This is a genomic window from Bradyrhizobium sp. dw_78, assembly GCF_018449525.1.
Taxonomy (GTDB): domain Bacteria; phylum Pseudomonadota; class Alphaproteobacteria; order Rhizobiales; family Xanthobacteraceae; genus Bradyrhizobium.
On the sequence record NZ_JAAVUS010000002.1, the window covers coordinates 14,727 to 33,469 of the forward strand.

An 18,743-nucleotide genomic window follows, 5' to 3' on the forward strand; every position below is an offset into this window, starting at 1 on the left:
CCATGAGCCAGGCAAGGACACCCATCGCAACGGCTGCACGCACGGGCGGATTGCCCGGAAATACGCTATGGGGAGGCGGCATCGCTCTGGTCGTGGTGATCGCTGTTGCCTTCGGCTGGCGATCGAACCTGGTGCCCGAGCCGTTGATGGAAGTCCTTGGCTACGTTTCTTCATCCTTCCTGCTGGATGGTGCCCTGACCGCGGTGGAGATCGCCGCGCTGGCGATGGTCGGCGGCGTCATCCTGGGACTGGGGCTGGCCTTGATGCGCCTCTCCAGACTGCCGCTGCTGCCTGGAACGGCCTGGTTCTACATCTGGTTCATCCGCGGCACGCCCCTGATCCTGCAGCTCGTCTTTCTCTACGACGCGCTGCCGGTCGTCGGGATCAGGCTCGACAGCTTCACGACCGCCGTCGTCGGCTTCATGCTGAACGAGGCCGCGTTCAGCGCGGAGATCATCCGCGGCGGCATCCTTTCCGTGGATCGCAAGCAGAGCCTCGCCGCAGCCTCGTTCGGCATGGGACCTTTCCTGACGCTCCGGCGCATCATTCTGCCGCAGGCGATGCGGGCCATTCTGCCCGGCATGGCCAACCAGACCATCTCGATGATCAAGGGGACATCGATCGCATCGGTGATCTTCGTCAACGAGCTCACCTTCCGTTCCCAACAGATTGTGGGGCAGAATTTCAAATTCTTTACGGTGTTCGCCGCCGCCGGCATCATCTACCTCGTGCTGACGAGCGCCGTCGCGGTGGCGCAATTCTATCTGGAAAAATATTATAGCCTCGAGGCTTCGAAGAAGCTGCGGGCGGGAAGCGCGCCGGCCGGCGGAGCCGCCCCGGCAAGCGCTTCGAGCGCGCCGACAACTTCGCCGAGCGCCTGGATGGACAGTCTCCAGACCGGCCGCAGCGAAGATTCAGCTTCGGACCTGCCCTTCGTGGTCTGCCGCAACCTGCAAAAATCCTATGGCGACAAGGAAATCCTCCGCGGCATCGACCTCTCCGTTCAGCGCGGCGAGGTCGTCGTACTGATGGGCCCGAGCGGCTCGGGCAAAAGCACCCTGCTGCGGCTGGTCAACCATTTGGAGCAACTGGACTGGGGCGAGATCACGGTCGACGGCAAATATGTCGGATATGAAACTCAGATCGGGGGCGGATTGAAGCCTGCCCGGAATGTCGCCAAGGCCCGTGCCGAGGCGCGGATCGGCATGGTGTTCCAGCATTTCAATCTGTTCGATCATCTCACGGCGCTCGAAAACGTCATGGAAGCGCCGATCCACGTGTATGGCGAAACCACCGAGAAGATGCGGGTGCTGGCGATGAATTTGCTGCGCATGGTTGGCCTCGCCAACCATGCCGATCATCTCCCGCACCGTCTGTCGGGCGGCCAGCAGCAGCGCGTGGCGATCGCCCGCGCCCTTGCGATCTCGCCGCGCCTGATGCTGTTCGACGAGCCAACCTCGGCGCTCGATCCCGAATTGGTTGGAGAAGTCCTGGCCGTGATCCGCCGGCTCGCGGAAGCCGGAATGACCATGATCGTGGTGACGCACGAAGTGCGGTTCGCGCGCGAGGTCGCGGATCGCGTGGTCTTCATGGATGACGGCCTCATCGTTGAACAAGGCCCTCCCGAAGAGGTGCTCGACCATCCAAAGCAGGAGCGAACCCAGCGTTTCCTAAGAATGGTCGAACAGCAAGCGAGCTAAATCTCGTATGCGGGCACGGCGGTGAGCGCCACCAGGATTGCGATGGTCGGGAGTTGACGGAGATGAAGGCAACGGTTTCCGACTTTGTGCAGACTGAACGCCTCGCCCGGCAAATGGATCAGCATGGCCTTGATGCCATCGTGGCTCGCGCCGGCATCAACTTCACCTACCTGTCCGGGCTGGTCTATCCGGGCACGCTGGCGCGCCACCTCGATCTCGCGGACTCCCCGAGGGGAGTCTATCTGGTCTGGCCGCGCACCGGCGAACCCCGCATGGTGGTCAACGCGATCGCCGAAGGACTCGCACGGCGGGATTCGTTCATCGAGTATTTCGACGTCTATGAGGGCTATCGTGAGCCGCCGGTCGAGCGGCTTGCCAAGGTCATTGCCGGCATGGGGCTGGCCGAGTCCGAAATCGGCTTCGAGACCAACTTCATCAGCGCCGCCGATTGGGAGATCCTGCGCAGCCGCCTGCCGCGCATGCGGGGCTCAGATTCGACCGATCTGATGGACACGGTGCGCGCGGTGAAGACAGCCACCGAGCTGGACCGTTTGAAGCGGGGCGCCGACCTTCTCGATCAAGCCTATCTCACTCATTTTCCGACCGTCCGGCCCGGCATGCGCGAGCGCGACCTGCATGCCGCGCTGGTCGCACATTGCCTGACCGGCGGCTCGGAATTCACCCACGGCATTCTCAACTCGGAGCGCAACACGATCCCCTATGCCGGCGAAAGCGACTTTCCATTTGCGCAAGGCGATGCGATCCGCACCGATTACGTGGCCTATGTGAAGGGCTATCCCGGTCATCAATCGCGGTGCGCGGTGCTGGGCACGCCGAGCGCGGATCAGAATCGCGAATATGCGGTCATTCGCGACATCTACCGGGCGGCCAATGAACTGCTGACGCCGGGCCGGACCGCCGGCGAAATTTATCAATTCGTGGTGGAACGCTTCGCCGCGGTGGGCATGGCCTACACCTCGATGCTGGCCGGTCACAGCGTCGGCGCCTGGTGGCACCAGCAGGAGCCGGTGATCTCACGCGACAACCCGCGACGCCTGGAGCAAGGGATGGTGATGGCCATGGAGCCCCATGTCAATCATTGGCACATCCAGGACATGTTCGTGATCCGCGCCGACGGACCGGAACTGATTTCGGATCAATTCCCCACCGAGACGATTTTTGCCTGCGGTTGATCGCCTGTCCTGCTCCTGGATCGTCATTCGAGCCAACGCCGAACCGCTTCCTTCAGGAAAGCGGCGTCGGCGGGATTTGCAGCGGGATTGCCGGCGCGGTGGCCCCAAATGCTCGGGATCGGCATCAGCTCGGCATGTGCGAGATGCGCTATTTCCAGCTCGTTGTCGGCGATACGAAAATAGAGATCGGTCTGTCCCGGCATCAGCAGGACGCGGGCCTTGATCGCTTTCAGAGCCCGCACCAGATCGCCGCCGTAAAGCGGATTGGCGCTGATATCGCCGTGGTACCATGTGACGAGCTGGGCATAGCAATTGGCGGCGCGGCGGCGCTCGAAGGATGCTTCCCAGTCATTTCGCAGATAAGTCTGGAGATCCGGCGCGCCCAAGGCCGAAAGATGCAGCTTCTCCCGGTAGAAGTCCTGGCTCAACGCCCAGCCCGCATAGATGTGGCCGACGGCACGGAGTGTCGCGCGCGGCTCCGAGGAAAACCGCCCATTGCCGAGATGCTCGTGCGCCGCCTCGAAGGTGCGCAGCAGCCCTGACAGGAAGACCTTGTTGTGTTCGGCGGTGCGGGCGCTTCCGCACACCACGATGATGCGCTCGACCGCGTCGGGAAACGCCGCGGCCCAGTGATAGGCCTGTTGCGCGCCCATCGAGAACCCATACACCGCATGAAGCCGTTCGATCCCGAACTGCTCGGCCAGCAGGCGGTGCTGCGCCTGGACGCTGTCCCAGGACGTCACCAGCGCCGGATAGTCAGGCGTGTCGGCGGCCCCGGAGGACACGCCGTTGGAGAACAGGTTCGGAATCACGATGAACCAGCGGGTCGGATCGAGAACGCCATCCGGCCGGATCAGCCACTCCATGTCCTCGTGCTTGGCGCCGTAGCTGCACGGATACAGCACGACATTGTCGCGTGCCGGCGTCAGCGTGCCGTAGGTCTTCCATATCAGCCGGGCGTCGCGAATGACCTCGCCTGACTGCACCTGAAGGTCGCCAAGGCGAAACTCGCCGCTGTTTTGGGGCCAATCCATCCACGTGAACCTTTCCTGCCATCCTTTGATCGAAAGCCGGGACGACAACCCCGGACTGCCTTCGGAAATCCCGCGCCGCTCACGATACAGGCTCAGCCGCATGCGACTGCTCCCAATGAGCTCCGGGCACTGCGGCAAACAGCGCACGGGTATAGGGATGCGACGGTGCGGCGTATACGTCAGCCGCCTCCCCCATTTCGACAATTCGGCCCGCGCGCATCACCGCGATACGGTCGCAGACCTGCAAGGCCACGCGCAGATCGTGAGTCACGAACAACATGCTGAGACCAAGCTTGCCCTTGATGTTCGCCAGCAATTGCAGCACCTGCGCCTGCACCGAGACGTCCAGCGCGGAGACCGGCTCGTCCGCCACCAAAATCTCCGGCTCCAGCGCCAACGCCCGCGCGATGCCGATGCGCTGCCGCTGGCCGCCGGAGAATTCGTGCGGGTATCGCTCGGCCGCCGTCTCCTGAAGCCCGACGAGATTCAGCAGTTCGGCCACGCGCGCCCGCGTCGCGGCGCGGCTCATGCCGTGAATCAGCGGCCCTTCGGCGATGATGTCGCCGACGCGCTGTCGCGGATCGAGCGAGGCATAGGGGTCCTGGAACACCATCTGCATCCGCCGCCGGTAGGGCCGCAATTGCCGTCGGCCGAGCCGCGCCAGCGCTTCTCCACCCAGCAGGATCTCGCCGGAATCGACCCGGGCCAGACAGGTCAGGATACGGGCTAAAGTTGACTTGCCGGAGCCGGACTCGCCCACCAGGCCCAGCGTCTCGCCACGCCGCAGCACAAGACTGACATCGTCGAGCGCCACCGTGGCGCTGCCGCCGAAGCCGCGCCGCGGATAGGTCTTGCGCAGGTTGCGCGCTTCCAGAAGCGGCGGCCCCAGATTGCCCGCGCGACGGCGCGGCGCCTGCAACCGCGGCACCGCGGCCAGCAGCAAACGCGTGTAGGGATGGACCGGCGAACGCAGCACATCGTCACGCCGGCCCTCCTCCACCAGCCGACCGCGTTGCAACACCGCGACCCGGTCGGCGATATCCGCCACCACGCCGAAATCATGGGTGATGAACAGCACCGAGGTGCCGCGCTCGCGCTGAAGTTCGCGCAATTGCGCCAGGATCTGCGCCTGGGTGGTGACGTCGAGGGCCGTGGTGGGCTCGTCTGCGATCAGCAATTTCGGCCCCAACGCCAACGCCATGGCAATCACCATACGCTGACGCTGACCGCCGGATAATTGATGCGGATAGGCGCGGTACAGCCGCTCCGGATCTGGCAGATGCACGTCGGCCAGCAATTGCACCACGCGTTCGCGCCGCGCCCGGCGCGACAGATCGGTGTGGAGGCGAAATACTTCATCGACCTGGCGCCCGACCCGATGCAGCGGATTGAGCGCCGTCATCGGCTCCTGGAATATCATCCCGATCTCCGCCCCGCGGATCGCGCGCAACCGCGTCTCGTCCGCCTGGACGAGGTCGGTGGCGCCGAAGCGCAGCGCACCGGCGGCGATACGCACCCGCGGCGGCAGCAACCCCAGCACGGCGCGGGCGACCATCGACTTGCCGGAGCCGGATTCACCGACCAGGCAGGTGATCTCCCCCGGATTCAACTTGAGGTCCAGTTGCTCGACGGCGTGGGGCCGGTCGGCGCCGGGCGGCAAGGCAATGCTCAAGCCCTCGATCGACAGCGCGGGTGGCCCCAAGGCAAAGGCGTCGTTCATCGATCGCGCAGCCTCGGGTTCAACGCCTCGTTCAGACCATCGCCGATCAGATTGATCGCCAGCACCGTCGCCACGATGGCAAGGCCGGGAAAGGTGCAGATCCACCAGGCCGAGCGCAGCACCTCGCGCCCGGCGCTGATCATCAACCCCCAGCTCATCAGATTCGGATCGCCAAGGCCGAGAAAGGACAGGCCGGACTCGAACAGAATGACGTTGGCGACCAAAAGCGAGCCCACGGCGATCAATGGCGAGGCGCAGTTCGGCAGCAAATGACGGAAGACGATGCGTCCGTCGCCGGCGCCGAGGCCAACGCAAGCCAGCACGAATTCGCGCCCGCCCAGCGAAGCGAATTCGCCGCGCGCCAGCCGCGCGATGCCAGGCCAGGACACCAGCGTGATGGCGGCGATCTCGCTGTCGGCCGAGGGCGAGAGGATCGCGACCAAGAGGATCGCCAATATGAAAGACGGAATGGTCTGGAACAATTCGGTGATCCGCATCAGCGCCAGGTCCGGCTTGCCGCGATAGTAACCGGCCACCGCGCCTATCAGCACTCCGAGCACGACGGCGGCGAGCGTCGCCACGACGCCGATCATGAGCGAGGTGCGCGCGCCATAGACGATGCCGGCGGCGACGTCGCGGCCCAGCGTATCGGTGCCGAGCAGGAAGCGGCCGCCGGGCGGCTGCAACGGCGGCCCCGCCAGCGCAAAGGCGCCGGCCGGATACAGGACGGGGGCCGCCGCGGCCATCGTCAGCACCAGCAGCAGCACCACCGCGCCCAGAAGCGCCAGGCGATTGCGGGCAAAGCGGAGCAACGCATCCTGCATGTTCACATATCCATGCGCGGATCGAGCGCGACATAAGCGAGGTCGACCATCAGGTTGATCGCCACCACGACGCAGGCCGAGACCAGGAATATCCCGAGCAGCAGGTTCAAATCCCGCCCCTGCAGCGCGGCGAAGGCCAGCGTTCCGATGCCGGGCCAGCCGAACACCGATTCCACGATCACCGACCCGCCGATCAGGTTACCGGCCTGCACGCCGGCCATCGTCACCACCGGCAGCAAGGCGTTGCGCAGGATGTGGCCGAAGATGATGCCGAGCTCGGTCTGTCCCTTGGCGCGCGCGGTGACGACGTAATCCATGTTCATCTGCTCGATCACGGAAGCGCGCATCACCCGCGTGTAGAGCGCGAGATAGAACAGCGCCAGCGACAGCGCAGGCATGATCAGGTGACGGCCGACATCCAGCGCATAGGCGCGTCCCTCATAGAACGAGCCGATCGTCTCATAGCCGCTGGTGGGCAGCCATCCCAGCCGGATCGACAGCAGCACGATCAGCATCAGGCCAAGCCAGAACGACGGCGTCGCCGATGCGAGCAGCGCCAGTATCGAACTGGCGCCGTCGCGCCAGCTGTTGCGTCCGGTGCCGGCCAGCAGGCCGAGCAGGATGCCGGCGCCGACGGAAATGACGAAGGCGGTTCCCATCAGCAGCAGGGTCGGACCAAGCCGGTCGAGGATCAGGGTGAGCACCGGCTCGTCGTTGCGGAAGGAATAGCCGAGATCGAGCGTGGCGACGTTGACCACGTAGTGCCAGAGCTGCAGCGGCAAGGACTGATCGAGCCCGAATTTGTGGCGCAGCATCGCCATGTATTCCGGCGTGGCGCTGCCGCCCTCGCCCGCCATCACCGAAGCCGGATCGCCCGGCGCGAGATGGATCAGGAAGAAGTTCAGAACGGCGATACTGAACAATACCGGCACCGCCAGCGCCAGCCGTCCGCCGGCATAGATCCAGCGCCGCATCAGATAACCCCGCTAGTGCGTTTTCGAGCGAAGTGGGATTCCGGTTCGCGTGAGGAAAACGCATCAAAACAAAATGTTAGAGCCTGGTTCTGCTTCAATCAGAACCGGGCTCTAGTGCTCGATCCATGCGCGCTCGAACGCCGAATAGGTTCCGAGCGGCCCGGTTGTCGCATCATGGAGCTTTCGGTTGAACACCGTCACGTACTGAACCTCGCTCAACCAGATCACCGGCGAGTCGGTCACCAGGATCTTCTGAATCCGGTGATAGATATCGGCCCGCTTGACAGGATCGACTTCCTGGGCGCCGGCGGCGAACAGATCGTCCACTTCCTTGTTGCTGTAGAATGTGTTGTTGACGAAATCGACGCCCTTGCGGATCTGGCTCGTGACATATTGGCGCTGCACGCCGATCACCGGGTCGGCGAGATTGTTGAAGAACGGCTCGCTCATGTCGTAATCGTAATTGGTATAGACACGGCGCAGCCACGCGCCGGTGTCTTCGCTGCGCAGCGTCAGGTCGATGCCGACCGCCGCGAGAGCCTGCTTCAGATACTCGGCCTGGCGCATCCATTGCTGGCCGAACGAGTTCACCTCAAGCGTGGCCGCGAAACGCATCCCATCGGCCTTGCGCGGCAATCCGGCCTCGTCGAGCAGCTTGTTGGCGATGGCAATGCGATCCGGAACGTCGAAGCGCAGCACCTCGTCGGTGTAGAGGCCCGAAGGCTTGAAGTTGGAGCTGAGCGGCCCGGTCGCGGGCTTGCCGAAGCCGTACTGCACATTATCGATGATGAACTTGCGATCGATCGCATAGGCGATCGCCTGCCGCACCTCGCGCTTGTCGAACGGCGGACGATGCTCGTTCATCTCGATTTCGCTGAGGCCCGACGTCATTTCGTAACCCTTGCTGGTCGTGTCCAGCGCCGGGTTCGCTTGCAGCCGCTTGACGTCGGAATAGTTCACCGAACTGTAGGCGGCATATTGCACCTCGCCGGTTTCCAGCGCCGCCGACCGGGTGGAAGCATCGGGAATGAAGCGGGCGACGATATGATCGAGATAAGGCAGCCCTGCCTGCCAATAGTTCGGGTTGCGATCGAGACGAACATATTGGCCGCGCTCCCAGGCGCCGAACTTGAACGGTCCTGTGCCGATCGGCTTGTTGGCGGTCGGGTTGGCTGCCGGGTCGGTGTTCTCGAACGCCGACTTGGAGACAATGGGCGCGTCGTAACCGGAGAGCGCCATCATCAGATAAGGCGCCGGATGATTGAAATGGAATACCGCGGTCATCGGGTCGGGCGTGTCGATCGCACTGAGATCGCCCAGCACGACCGGCGCGCGCGGATGCACCTTCTTGAGCACTTCCATGAAGCTGTACTGAACGTCGGCGCTGGTGAATTTCGCGCCATTGTGGAACGTCACGCCGTCTCGCAGGTGAAACGTAACGGTCAGGCCGTCAGGCGAGACTTCCCATGAGGTAGCCAACTTCGGCACCGGCTTGAGGTCCCAATCATAGCTCACCAGACCTTCATAGACCTGACAGGCCACCGGACAGACGTTGCCGGCGACCGACATATAAGAGGCAAGTGTCGCCGGCTCGGGCTGGACAATCATCACCATCGTGCCGCCGCGCTGCGGCTCCTGCGCCCGCGCAGCCGTCGCAAGAACGGCCACCGCGGCGGCAGCAAACAGCGCGCGTAGCGGCGCATTGAATCTTCGAAACATTCGATGAAGGCTCCAGATGGTTCGCCGCTGAGCGGCGCGCGGGGAATGCGCTGACGACCCGCTCCCAGCAAGCAAGACATATGCCATTCACGGATTCGTGAGGTTCGCCACGGCCATCGGCGCGCCGCGATGAGATTGCAACCTGAGAGAATTCCGCAATCGACGCGCGCCACACATCTATGTCTCGATAAGAAAGACACTGCACCGGCATGAACAGCGCGCTGCCGGTCGCACCGATCGGCCTATGCGTTCATGAGCGGCAATTCGGTGGTCGACTTGATCTGCTCCATCGTGAACATCGACGATACGTCGTGCAGATCAATCTTGGCGATCAGGCGCTGGTAAAGATCGTCATAGGCGCGGATATCGGACACCACCGCGCGGATCAGATAATCGACGTCGCCGCTAAGGCGATAGAAATCCACCACCTCGGGAAAGCCGACGACGATCTTGCGGAATTTCTGCACCCACTCGGCGTTGTGCTGGTTGGTCTTGACCGCGATGAAGACGCTGACGCCGAGGTTGAGTTTTTCCGCATCCAGCAGCGCGACCCGGCGCTTGATATAGCCCATGCTTTCAAGCTTCTGGATCCGGCGCCAGCAGGGTGTCGAACTCAACCCGACCCGCTCGGCGATTTCCTGCATCGACGCGCTGCTGTCCACCTGCAGGATCGCGAGGATCTTGCGATCGAGTTCGCTGAGCATGTCGGTCTCCAATCCAGGCAGAGTACGGAAATTTATACTATCCGCTACTGAATTTGAGCAATGATATTGCTAGATTTCTTGGTCGGCGAGTATAAATTTTTATCAACGCCTGCGCAAACTTGCAGCAAGAAGGTTACGCCAGCCCGGAAAGGGGCTCACGTGCAATTCCAGGTTTGGTCGGGTTACTGAACGACAGCGGCGATCACCGCCGCGACGCGCGAGTTTTTGCGGGAGAAAGCGGCCTACGGGCGCTGACCGCCGCCGACGCGACCGGGTGCGATCTTGCCCGACAGCGCCGTCACACCGACCAGCCCTGGGCCGCTTCAAGCGAACGCGCTCGCGCGATCAGGGATTTGCGGTCGATCTTGTTGGTGCCGGCCCAGGGCAGTTCGTTGACGAATTCGATTCGGCGCGGATGCTGATAGGCCGGCCCGTTGGCGATGGTGAACTTCCGTATCTCCTCGGCGCTCGGCCTGGCATCGGCGCGTGTAACGATGAAGGCGACCGGGACCTGGCTGCGCTCCTCGTCCGGCAACGGCACTACCGCCGCCTGCTGCACCTGCGGATGACGTTCGAGCAGCTTCTCGACCTCGCCCGGATAGATGTTCTCGCCCGAACAGACGAACATGTCGTCGGCACGGCCGACGAAATAATAGAATCCATTGTCGTCGCGCCGCATCACGTCGCCGCTGTAGTACCAGCCATCGATGATCGCCTTCGCCGTCTGCTCCGGCAAATGATGGTAGTGGTCCATCAGCGACGGGTTACGCATCAGCAGAACGCCCTCGTTCTCGCTGCCATTGACGAGCTTGACGCTGTCGAGCGTGATCGGATAGCCCAATGACAGCGGTGGCGTCGGAATGCCGTTCGGATGCGGTCCGAACACCGCGGGCCCGGCCTCGGTGGTGCCGTAGCCGATCGAGATCGTCACGTTGGGCAGCGCCTGCTTGATCTTGTCCCACAGTCCCATCGTCATCGGCGCCGAACCCAGCATCAGCCGGCGGACCGAGGTGATGTCGTTCCGCGCCAGCAGCTCGGTCTCCTTGACCACCCTCGCCCACATCGTGGGCACGGCTCCGGCCGCGGTCACCTTATATTTCGCGATCGCCTCGATATAGCTGCGAGTCTCGAACGCCGGCAGCAGCACCACCGAGGCGTTGCTGGCAAAGATAGTCTTGAGCGCAAACAGCCCGTTCATGTGGAACAGCGGCTGCGCGATGACATAGCGCTCGGCTTCATTGAGAGCGCCGCCGGTGCGGATCGAAATCGCCCAGAGCTGGCCATAGTGTGACAGTGGCACGCCTTTGGGCCGACCGGTCGAACCGGACGTGTAGAGCATCTGGCCGACCTCGTCGGGACCCGCCGTCACGCTGGTAAAATCGCCGGGCATGATGGTCGCGGCAAACCCGTTCGGGCCGGTGTCGTCGAAGTCGATGACCGGAATAGTGTCGCGCACGATCCCGCGGCTCGCTGCGTCAACAAAGGCCAGCGCAATGGCGGCATCGTCCATCACATAATCGGCGGTCTCGCGTGGCAATTTGATATTGACCGGCACGGCCACGCAGCCGGCCCGCATGATGCCGAAATAAGCGATGGCATATTCGGCCCGGTTTAACGACGCGATCGCGATATGGGTGCCGCGGGCGAAGCCCCGCTCGGACAGATAATTCGCAACGCCATTGGCGAGGCGATCGACCTGCCGATGAGTGTAGATCCTCGGGCCGCCGGGCAAGGCGAGGTCGACGATGGCCTCCTTGTCGAGATCGGCGCTGCGGTCGACTAGATCACCAAGATTGTGCCAGCGCATGGCAAGACTCCTTTTCCCCGAGATTGTTCATCGCGCCACGCTCACGGCCTGCGGCGCCTCGGCGGGCTGTTCGAGCAGGTCGTAGTGACAGGCCACCATGCGGCCGCCGGACACGGCCCGCAGCACCGGCCGCTCCTGGCTGCAGCGCTCACGCGCCATCGGACAGCGGTCGTGGAAGCTGCAACCCGCCGGCGGATTGAGCGGACTTGGCAATTCGCCTTGCAGAATGCTCCTGGTCCGGCTGCGCGCCAGCTTCGGATCAGCGACCGGCGCGGCTGCCAGCAGCGCCTGCGTATAAGGATGCGCCGGCTTCCGCCAGAGATCGGCGCCACCGCCGCTTTCGACGATGCGGCCAAGATACATCACGATCAGCCGGTCGGAGACGTGCTCGATCACCGACAGATCGTGCGAGATGAACAGATATGACACGCCGGTCTGCTGCTGCAAATCCTGCAGCAGGTTGATGACCTGGGCACGGACCGAGACGTCCAGCGCCGACACCGGCTCGTCGCAGATGATGACCTTCGGCCGCAGCGCCAGCGCGCGGGCTATTCCGATCCGCTGGCGCTGGCCGCCGGAGAATTCATGCGGGTAGCGCCGCGCCGCGTCCGCCGGCAACCCGACCTGCCGCATCAGCTCCGTGACCCGATCGCGGATGTCGCGGCGCAGCCATCCGGCGACGCTGAGCGGCTGACCGATGATGGTGCCGATGTCGTGGCGCGGATTGAGCGAGCCGTAAGGGTCCTGAAAGATCATCTGCATGGTCTTGCGCACCGGCCTGAGCTGGGCGCCCTGCAGATCGGTGATATCCTGGCCGTCGAGCATGACGCGGCCGTCGGAGCTCGGCACCAGGCGCATGATCGCCTTGGACAAGGTCGACTTGCCGCAGCCGGATTCGCCGACCAAACCGATGGTCTCGCCGGCCTCGAGTTCGAAGCTGACATCGTCAACCGCGCGCACCGTGCCCTGCGCACTCTGGTATTGCACGCAAAGGCTAAGTACCGACAGCAGCGACATGTCGCGACAACTCCTCTTCGGCGGCGAAACACGCCACGGTCCGGCCCGGCATTAGCGGCATCAAGGCCGGCCGCTCGGCGCGGCAGCGGTCGAAGGCATCGGGGCAGCGGTTCTGGAAGGCGCAGCCGGGCGGCAGTTCGGACAGAGCCGGAACGGCGCCGCTGATCTCGGCCAGCCTGGCACCGTGCCGCCGCATCGCCGAAGGCGTGGCGCCGAGCAGGCCGCGCGTATAGCGATGCAGCGGCCGCTCGAACAACGCCTCGACCGGCGCCTCCTCGACCTTGCGGCCGGCATACATCACCACGACACGGTCGGCGGTCTCGGCGACGACACCGAGATCATGGGTGATGATGATCATTGCCATGCCGGAACTCGCCTGCAATTCCTTCATCAGATCCAGGATCTGCGCCTGGATGGTGACGTCGAGCGCGGTGGTCGGCTCGTCGGCGATCAGCAGTTTCGGCCCGCAAGCGATCGCCATCGCGATCATCACGCGCTGGCTCATGCCGCCGGACATCTGGTGCGGAAAATCCTGCACCCGGCGTTCCGCGTCCGGAATGCGGACCCGCCGCAGCAATTCGACCGCCCGGTTCAACGCCTCCTTGTGCGATACGTCGTTGTGCGACCGCACCGCTTCGATCAGTTGATCGCCGATGGTCACCACCGGATTGAGCGACGTCATCGGATCCTGGAAGATCATCGAGATATCCTTGCCGCGCACACGCTGCATCGCGCGATCGGATAAGGCGGCAAGATCGCGTCCCATGAAACGTACCGCGCCGCCGACGATCCTGGCCGGCGGCCATGGCAACAGGCGCATCACGGCCAGCGCCGTCAGCGACTTGCCGCAGCCGGACTCGCCGACGACCGCCACGGTCTCGCCGGCCGCGACCGTCAGCGACAGGCCATCGACCGCGGGCAGCACGCCGCGCCGGGTGAACAGCGACACCTGCAGCCGGTCGATATCGAGGATCTGGGCGCTATCAAGAACCTTGCTGAGACCCATGTCAGCGATCCCGAAGCTTGGGGTTGAGCGCGTCGTTGAGGCCGTCGCCAACCAAATTGAGCGCCAGCACCGTCAGCATGATCGCCACGCCCGGCACCGCGCAGATGTACCAGGAGGTGCGGATCAGGGTGCGGCCGTCGCCGATCAGGCGCCCCCAGCTCGAGACATTGGGATCGCCAAGGCCGAGAAACGACACCGCCGACTCGAACAGCACGGCGCCGGCGATCACCAGCGACGACAGCACGATCACCGGCGGCAGCGCGTTGGGCAGGATCTCGCCGAACATGATCCGCAGGTTGCCCATGCCCATGGCGCGGCAGGCCTGGACGAATTCGCGATCGCGCAGCGACAGGAATTCCGCGCGTGTCAGCCGCGCGATCGGATTCCAGCTCACGATCCCGACAGCGATCGTCACATATTCGATCTTCTGGCCGAGGATCGAGACGATCGTCAGCACGAAGATCAGGTTCGGGATGGTCTGGAACAGTTCGGTGAAGCGCATCAGCACCTCGTCGACCCATCCGCCGAAATAGGCGGCGGTCGCGCCGACCGTGATGCCGATGATCGTCGCGGTGAGGCTGGCGCAAAGTCCGATCAGCAGCGTGGTGCGCGCGCCGTAGGCGATCATCGCCGCGATATCACGGCCCAGCGAATCCGTGCCCAACGGGTAGCGCGGATTGACGAACGGCCAGATCTCGGGACGGCCGACAATGCGCAGCGGGTTGCGCGGGAACATCCAGGGCGCGGCCACCGCGACACCGATCACCACGACCACCAGCACGAACCCGACCAGTGCCGCGCGATTGCGGGCGAAACGGCGAGCAAAATCGACGGTCAGCGTCAACATGCGCCTATCTCGGCCGAATGCGCGGATCGAGCCGCAGATAGAGCAGGTCCACCGCGGCGTTGGCGACCGCGACCAGCAGCGAGCCGAGCACGAGCACCCCGAGCACCATCGGGAAATTGCGGCTCATGATGCTGTCGAACAGCAGGCTGCCGATGCCAGGCCAGCTGAACACGGCCTCGATCACCACACTGCCGCCGAGGATCGTGCCCAGTTGCAGGCCGAGCAGCGTGATGACCGGAAACAGCGCGTTGCGCATCACATGCGCCAGCGTGACCCGCGTGGACGACAATCCCTTGGCGCGCGCGGTGCGGACGAAATCGAGCCGGAGCACCTCCAGCATCGAGGCCCGCATCACCCGCGCGTAGGTCGCGGCGTAGAACAGGCCGAGCGCGGTGGCTGGCAGCACCAGATGATGCATCACATCCAGCGCATCGGCGAACGCGCCGTTGTCGGTGCCGATCGTGCGCATGCCGCCCACCGGAAACCAGCCGAGTTTGACCGCGAACAGCACGGTCATCATGATTCCGAGCCAGAAACTCGGCGCGGCAAAGAAAAACACCGCGCCGAGCGAGATCAGGTTGTCCCAGATCGAATTGACCCGGATTGACGCCAGCACGCCTGCGGTCACGCCGACCAGAAGCGCAATCGCGGTGGCCGACAGCATCAGGATCAGGGTAGCGGGCAACTGGTCCATGATCACGTCGAGCACCGGAGCGTTCTGCCGGTAGGAAAAACCAAGGTCGAGCCGCATCACCGACCAGATGTATTTCACGAGCTGCACCCAGGTCGGCTGGTCAACCCCGTAGGTATGACGCAGCTGATCGAGCATCGAAGGATCCGTGATCTGCTGTTCGGACGTCATGACGTCGAACAAGCTGCCGGGCGCGAGATGGATCAGGACGAAGTTGAGCACGATCACCGCGAATACCAGCGGGATGATCTGCGCGAGGCGGCGAAGGACGATGCGACGCAAGTCGGCCCTCCGTTCAGCGGTCGAGCCAGAGTTCGGCCCAGCTTTCGCCCATGAAGTCCGCGGTAGTGGAATGGTTGCGGACGTCGGAACGAGCGATCGTCACCGGTTCGAGATCGACCAGCGGCAACAGCGGCGCCTCACTGCTGGCGAGGCGATCGAAATCCCCGGCCAGCGCGATCCGCTTCCGCTCGTCGGTCTCGACCGCCATCCTGGCAACGACCTCGTCGAGTTTCGGGTTCGAATAGCCGGTGGCATTGCGGAACGCGGCGCCCTTGACAATGCCGTCGGTGGTGTAGAATTCCGTCGTGCTGGGGATCAGTTCGACGCTACCGGAATTGTTGGATATCGCGACATCGTAGTCATAGTCGGTGTAGATGCGTTTCAGCGACGTCGCGCGATCGGGCACGACCAGATCGACCGTGATATCGATATCCTCAAACGCCTGCTTGATGTACTGGCCGATCTTCTCGTTCTCCTCGAACCAGCCGGCCGAGACCAGGTTGAGCTTGAAGCGCGAGCCGCCCTTTACCGGATAGCCGGCGGCGTCGAGCAGCTTGGCCGCCTTCTTGGAATCGAACGGGTAATCCTGGACATCCTTGGTGAAGAAGATCGAGTTCGAGGAGTGGATGGCGCCGACCGAAGGTTGAGCACGCCCGAAGAAGATCGTGTCGGCGATGAACTGACGATCGATCGCCTGCATCAGCGCCTGCCGCACCTCCCGTTTGTTGAAGATCTCGCGGCGCTGGTTGAACTCGATGGTGGCGACCCAGGCCGAGTTCGAATAGCCCTTGGTTTCCGCGATGATCTTGCCGCCCTTGGCGAGACGATCGATGTCCGGGATCGGGATCGGGTTGAAGGTGCCGATATCGAGCTGGCCGGCCTCGAAGGCCGCCGAGCGCGACGCCGGGTCGCGCCACCAGCGGATCACGAGACGGTCCAGATAGGGCAGCGACGGATTCCAGTATTTGTCGTTGCGAAGATACTCGACGTGGCTGCCGCGAACCCATTCCTTGACCTTGAACGGACCGGTGCCGACCGGCGTGTTGTTGATCGGGTTGGTGATGATGTTGCTGCCCGCATAGATATGCTTGGGGATGATGAGGCCGGACTTGCCGGCAAGCACCGATTTGAGGAAGAACTCCGGAACGGGCGCCTTGAACTTCAGCACCACCGTCAGCGGATCGGTCGCTTCAGCGCTCTCCAGCGCATCCAGCGATACCCCCGCCGAAATCGGCTTCCAATATTCCATCACATTGAACACGACGTCGTCGGCGGTGAACGGTTTGCCGTCGTGCCAGGTGACGCCGTCGCGCAGCTTGATCGTGTAACTGCGGAAATCAGCCGCAGGCTTGATCTCGAGCGCCAGCACGGGCTCGAACTTGAGATCGACCGTGAACCGGAGCAGCCGCTCGTGGACCTTGGTCGAGGTAAAATACGGGCTCGACCCACCACCGGCCGGAACGAACAGCGATTGCGGCTCCAAGCCGCCCCAGGTCGCGATCAGCGTGCCGCCGCGCTTCGGCGCCTCGACGTCGGCACGGGCAGGATCGATCAAGCGGGTGGCGAGCGCGGCGCCCGCGCTCGTCATCAGAAAATCGCGCCTCGAAAACCTGTTCATCGTTCTTCCTTGTTTCGATTACGTCGAACCAGTTCCTCGCCGTGCGTATTCCGTCCCAGTGTTGTTATTTGAGAGGCGCTGTTATTTTGACTCGAGCGTCGAATAGGTCCCTCTTCCGATCGCCAGCAGCGCGCCTTTCTCGTCGAACACGTCCACGTCGGCGACGCCGACGCTCTTTCCGGCGCGGCGAACCCGCGACACCGCGACCAGCGCGGTATCGACCGCGGGCTTCAGATAGTCGACGCGGAAATTGACCGTCGGCAATCCGCGGCCGACCATCATGCCGACCGCGAAGTCGCCGACGGTATCGATCACCGAAGCGATCACGCCGCCGTGCCACTGTTTCGATCCCGGACGGCGCTCAAACTCCGCGCGCATCGCCGAGCGCATGGTGACTTCCTGCTTGACCGGATCGGCGCTGACCACGGTGAGGCCCAGAAACAGGTTGAACGGCGAGGCATCCAGCATCTTTTGGATTTCGGCGGCCGTCAGCGCCGTAGTCTCGGACTTGCTCACGGCACCACCACGACTTTTCCGAATACGGCGCGATCTTCGATCACCCGCACCGCTTCTTTCGCCTCCTTGAGCGGGTAGGCTTTGTCGATCAGCACCTGGAGTTTGCCGCCCCGCACCAGCTCGAATAATTTCTCGATGTCCTCGCGCTCCCAGCCGTTGGAGCCGAGGACCTGCAATTCGAAGGTCCAGATGAAGCGGATATCCTCGGTGGGTGCGTAGCCGGCGGTGGCACCGCAGGTGAGGAGGCGGCCGCCCAGCTTCAGACAGCGCATTGATTTCACCCAGGTATCGCCGCCGGTGAAGTTGACCACGACGTCGACGCCGCCGCCCTCGACAAATCGCCGCCGATGTGGCTTGCCGTGGCGCTCGAACACCGTCTTCATGAAATCGTTCTGGGTGTAGAGAATGATCTCGTCCGCGCCGAGTTCGGTCAGCCGCCGGCCCTTTTCCTCGCTGCCGGCGCAAGCGATGACATAGGCGCCCGCGAGCTTGGCGAGCTGGACGCAGCAGACGCCGACACCGCCGCTGGCGCCGAGGATCAGCACCTTCTCGCCGGCCTTGATCCGGCCGATGCTGTTCATCATCCGGATCGCGGTGCCGTAGGCGACCGGCAGCGCCGCCGCCTGCTCGAAGCTGACCCCTTCGGGAATCCGCACCAGTTGATGGGCCTTGGCGCGGCAGAATTCGGCGAGGCCGCCATCCTGGGTCTCGCCCATCAGGCCGCCTTCGACGCGGTTGACCGGGTCGATCAGAACGCGATCGCCGATTTTCCAACCGTTGACGCCAGCGCCGATCTCGGCGATCTCGCCGACCACGTCGAGCCCGATAATGACCGGCAGCGGCACCTTGATGCCCGGCATGCCACGACGGGTGAACACGTCGTGATAATTGATCGACGAGGCCTTGACCCGCACGACGACATCGCCCTCGCCCGCCTTCGGCGTCGGATAATCCGCGACATATTCAAGCTTGTCGTTGTCGCCATGTTCCCGAAGAACTACCGCTCGCATCTTTTGTATCACTCCGTTGTTAGGCCACGGCGGGCAAATCAGTCGCCCATCTGCCCACGGCCTGTTGCGTGTTCGTCACGT

16 protein-coding genes are annotated in these 18,743 nt (G+C 63.7%); 2 read left to right on the forward strand and 14 right to left on the reverse strand.

Translation table 11 applies throughout. The features are described from left to right. Positions 1–2 precede the first annotated feature (2 nt). Positions 3–1,700: an amino acid ABC transporter permease/ATP-binding protein gene (locus HB630_RS28610; RefSeq protein WP_276571589.1), complete on the forward strand. Its 1,698-nt coding sequence runs from the start codon at positions 3–5 to the stop codon at positions 1,698–1,700. Between the two features lie 62 nt (positions 1,701–1,762). Beyond that, positions 1,763–2,893 carry a Xaa-Pro peptidase family protein gene (locus HB630_RS05925; RefSeq protein WP_213770814.1) on the forward strand — a complete coding sequence of 377 codons (1,131 nt, stop codon included), beginning with the start codon at positions 1,763–1,765 and terminating at the stop codon, positions 2,891–2,893. Positions 2,894–2,916: 23 nt separating this feature from the next. Here HB630_RS05925 and HB630_RS05930 read toward each other — a convergent pair whose 3' ends face one another. The 14 genes from HB630_RS05930 to HB630_RS05995 all read right to left on the reverse strand — a co-directional run bounded on the left by HB630_RS05930 (position 2,917) and on the right by HB630_RS05995 (position 18,662). Continuing rightward, complete coding sequence (locus HB630_RS05930) at positions 2,917–3,927, reverse strand: alpha/beta fold hydrolase (protein WP_213770816.1); 1,011 nt, start codon at positions 3,925–3,927, stop codon at positions 2,917–2,919. A 79-nt stretch (positions 3,928–4,006) separates the two neighbouring features. Further along, positions 4,007–5,647, reverse strand: a complete 1,641-nt coding sequence (locus HB630_RS05935) for an ABC transporter ATP-binding protein (RefSeq protein ID WP_213770817.1) — start codon at positions 5,645–5,647, stop codon at positions 4,007–4,009. Further along, positions 5,644–6,471 carry an ABC transporter permease gene (locus HB630_RS05940; RefSeq protein ID WP_213770819.1) on the reverse strand — a complete coding sequence of 276 codons (828 nt, stop codon included), beginning with the start codon at positions 6,469–6,471 and terminating at the stop codon, positions 5,644–5,646. Before HB630_RS05940 ends, HB630_RS05935 begins: the two co-directional genes overlap by 4 nt. 2 nt (positions 6,472–6,473) lie before the next feature. Next, positions 6,474–7,445, reverse strand: coding sequence for an ABC transporter permease (locus tag HB630_RS05945; RefSeq protein WP_213770820.1), 972 nt, complete (start codon positions 7,443–7,445; stop codon positions 6,474–6,476). Positions 7,446–7,556: 111 nt separating this feature from the next. Further along, positions 7,557–9,164, reverse strand: coding sequence for an ABC transporter substrate-binding protein (locus HB630_RS05950; RefSeq protein ID WP_213770822.1), 1,608 nt, complete (start codon positions 9,162–9,164; stop codon positions 7,557–7,559). 242 nt (positions 9,165–9,406) lie between these two features. Beyond that, positions 9,407–9,868, reverse strand: a complete 462-nt coding sequence (locus HB630_RS05955) for an Lrp/AsnC family transcriptional regulator (RefSeq protein ID WP_213770823.1) — start codon at positions 9,866–9,868, stop codon at positions 9,407–9,409. Positions 9,869–10,166: 298 nt separating this feature from the next. Continuing rightward, complete coding sequence (locus tag HB630_RS05960) at positions 10,167–11,675, reverse strand: class I adenylate-forming enzyme family protein (protein WP_213770825.1); 1,509 nt, start codon at positions 11,673–11,675, stop codon at positions 10,167–10,169. Between the two features lie 27 nt (positions 11,676–11,702). Next, entirely contained in the window at positions 11,703–12,692 is a 990-nt protein-coding gene (locus HB630_RS05965) for a dipeptide ABC transporter ATP-binding protein (protein WP_213770827.1), read from the reverse strand. Next, positions 12,670–13,698, reverse strand: a complete 1,029-nt coding sequence (locus HB630_RS05970; RefSeq protein ID WP_213770829.1) for an ABC transporter ATP-binding protein — start codon at positions 13,696–13,698, stop codon at positions 12,670–12,672. The genes HB630_RS05965 and HB630_RS05970 overlap by 23 nt, the downstream gene beginning before the upstream one ends. 1 nt (position 13,699) lies before the next feature. Further along, a complete protein-coding gene (locus HB630_RS05975; protein ID WP_213770831.1) occupies positions 13,700–14,545 on the reverse strand; it encodes an ABC transporter permease in 846 nt (281 codons plus the stop codon). 4 nt (positions 14,546–14,549) lie between these two features. After that, the gene (locus HB630_RS05980; RefSeq protein WP_213770833.1) at positions 14,550–15,518 is read right to left on the reverse strand and encodes an ABC transporter permease; all 969 of its coding nucleotides are present in this window, start codon (positions 15,516–15,518) and stop codon (positions 14,550–14,552) included. A 13-nt stretch (positions 15,519–15,531) separates the two neighbouring features. Next, complete coding sequence (locus tag HB630_RS05985; RefSeq protein ID WP_213770835.1) at positions 15,532–17,136, reverse strand: ABC transporter substrate-binding protein; 1,605 nt, start codon at positions 17,134–17,136, stop codon at positions 15,532–15,534. Between the two features lie 81 nt (positions 17,137–17,217). Continuing rightward, on the reverse strand, positions 17,218–17,652 hold the full coding sequence (locus tag HB630_RS05990) for a PaaI family thioesterase (protein WP_346656042.1): 435 nt from the start codon (positions 17,650–17,652) through the stop codon (positions 17,218–17,220). Beyond that, positions 17,649–18,662 carry a zinc-binding dehydrogenase gene (locus tag HB630_RS05995; protein WP_213770836.1) on the reverse strand — a complete coding sequence of 338 codons (1,014 nt, stop codon included), beginning with the start codon at positions 18,660–18,662 and terminating at the stop codon, positions 17,649–17,651. Before HB630_RS05995 ends, HB630_RS05990 begins: the two co-directional genes overlap by 4 nt. Positions 18,663–18,743 lie beyond the last annotated feature (81 nt).

Excerpts from the sequence above, each read along its gene's own strand:
- HB630_RS05940 (WP_213770819.1), bottom strand. The coding sequence starts at position 6,471 with ATGCAGGATGCGTTGCTCCGCTTTGCCCGCAATCGCCTGGCGCTTCTG.
- HB630_RS28610 (WP_276571589.1), top strand. The coding sequence starts at position 3 with ATGAGCCAGGCAAGGACACCCATCGCAACGGCTGCACGCACGGGCGGA.
- HB630_RS05935 (WP_213770817.1), bottom strand. The coding sequence starts at position 5,647 with ATGAACGACGCCTTTGCCTTGGGGCCACCCGCGCTGTCGATCGAGGGC.
- HB630_RS05970 (WP_213770829.1), bottom strand. The coding sequence starts at position 13,698 with ATGGGTCTCAGCAAGGTTCTTGATAGCGCCCAGATCCTCGATATCGAC.
- HB630_RS05950 (WP_213770822.1), bottom strand. The coding sequence starts at position 9,164 with ATGTTTCGAAGATTCAATGCGCCGCTACGCGCGCTGTTTGCTGCCGCC.
- HB630_RS05965 (WP_213770827.1), bottom strand. The coding sequence starts at position 12,692 with ATGTCGCTGCTGTCGGTACTTAGCCTTTGCGTGCAATACCAGAGTGCG.
- HB630_RS05985 (WP_213770835.1), bottom strand. The coding sequence starts at position 17,136 with ATGAACAGGTTTTCGAGGCGCGATTTTCTGATGACGAGCGCGGGCGCC.
- HB630_RS05930 (WP_213770816.1), bottom strand. The coding sequence starts at position 3,927 with ATGGATTGGCCCCAAAACAGCGGCGAGTTTCGCCTTGGCGACCTTCAG.
- HB630_RS05960 (WP_213770825.1), bottom strand. The coding sequence starts at position 11,675 with ATGCGCTGGCACAATCTTGGTGATCTAGTCGACCGCAGCGCCGATCTC.
- HB630_RS05925 (WP_213770814.1), top strand. The coding sequence starts at position 1,763 with ATGAAGGCAACGGTTTCCGACTTTGTGCAGACTGAACGCCTCGCCCGG.
- HB630_RS05945 (WP_213770820.1), bottom strand. The coding sequence starts at position 7,445 with ATGCGGCGCTGGATCTATGCCGGCGGACGGCTGGCGCTGGCGGTGCCG.
- HB630_RS05955 (WP_213770823.1), bottom strand. The coding sequence starts at position 9,868 with ATGCTCAGCGAACTCGATCGCAAGATCCTCGCGATCCTGCAGGTGGAC.
- HB630_RS05975 (WP_213770831.1), bottom strand. The coding sequence starts at position 14,545 with ATGTTGACGCTGACCGTCGATTTTGCTCGCCGTTTCGCCCGCAATCGC.
- HB630_RS05995 (WP_213770836.1), bottom strand. The coding sequence starts at position 18,662 with ATGCGAGCGGTAGTTCTTCGGGAACATGGCGACAACGACAAGCTTGAA.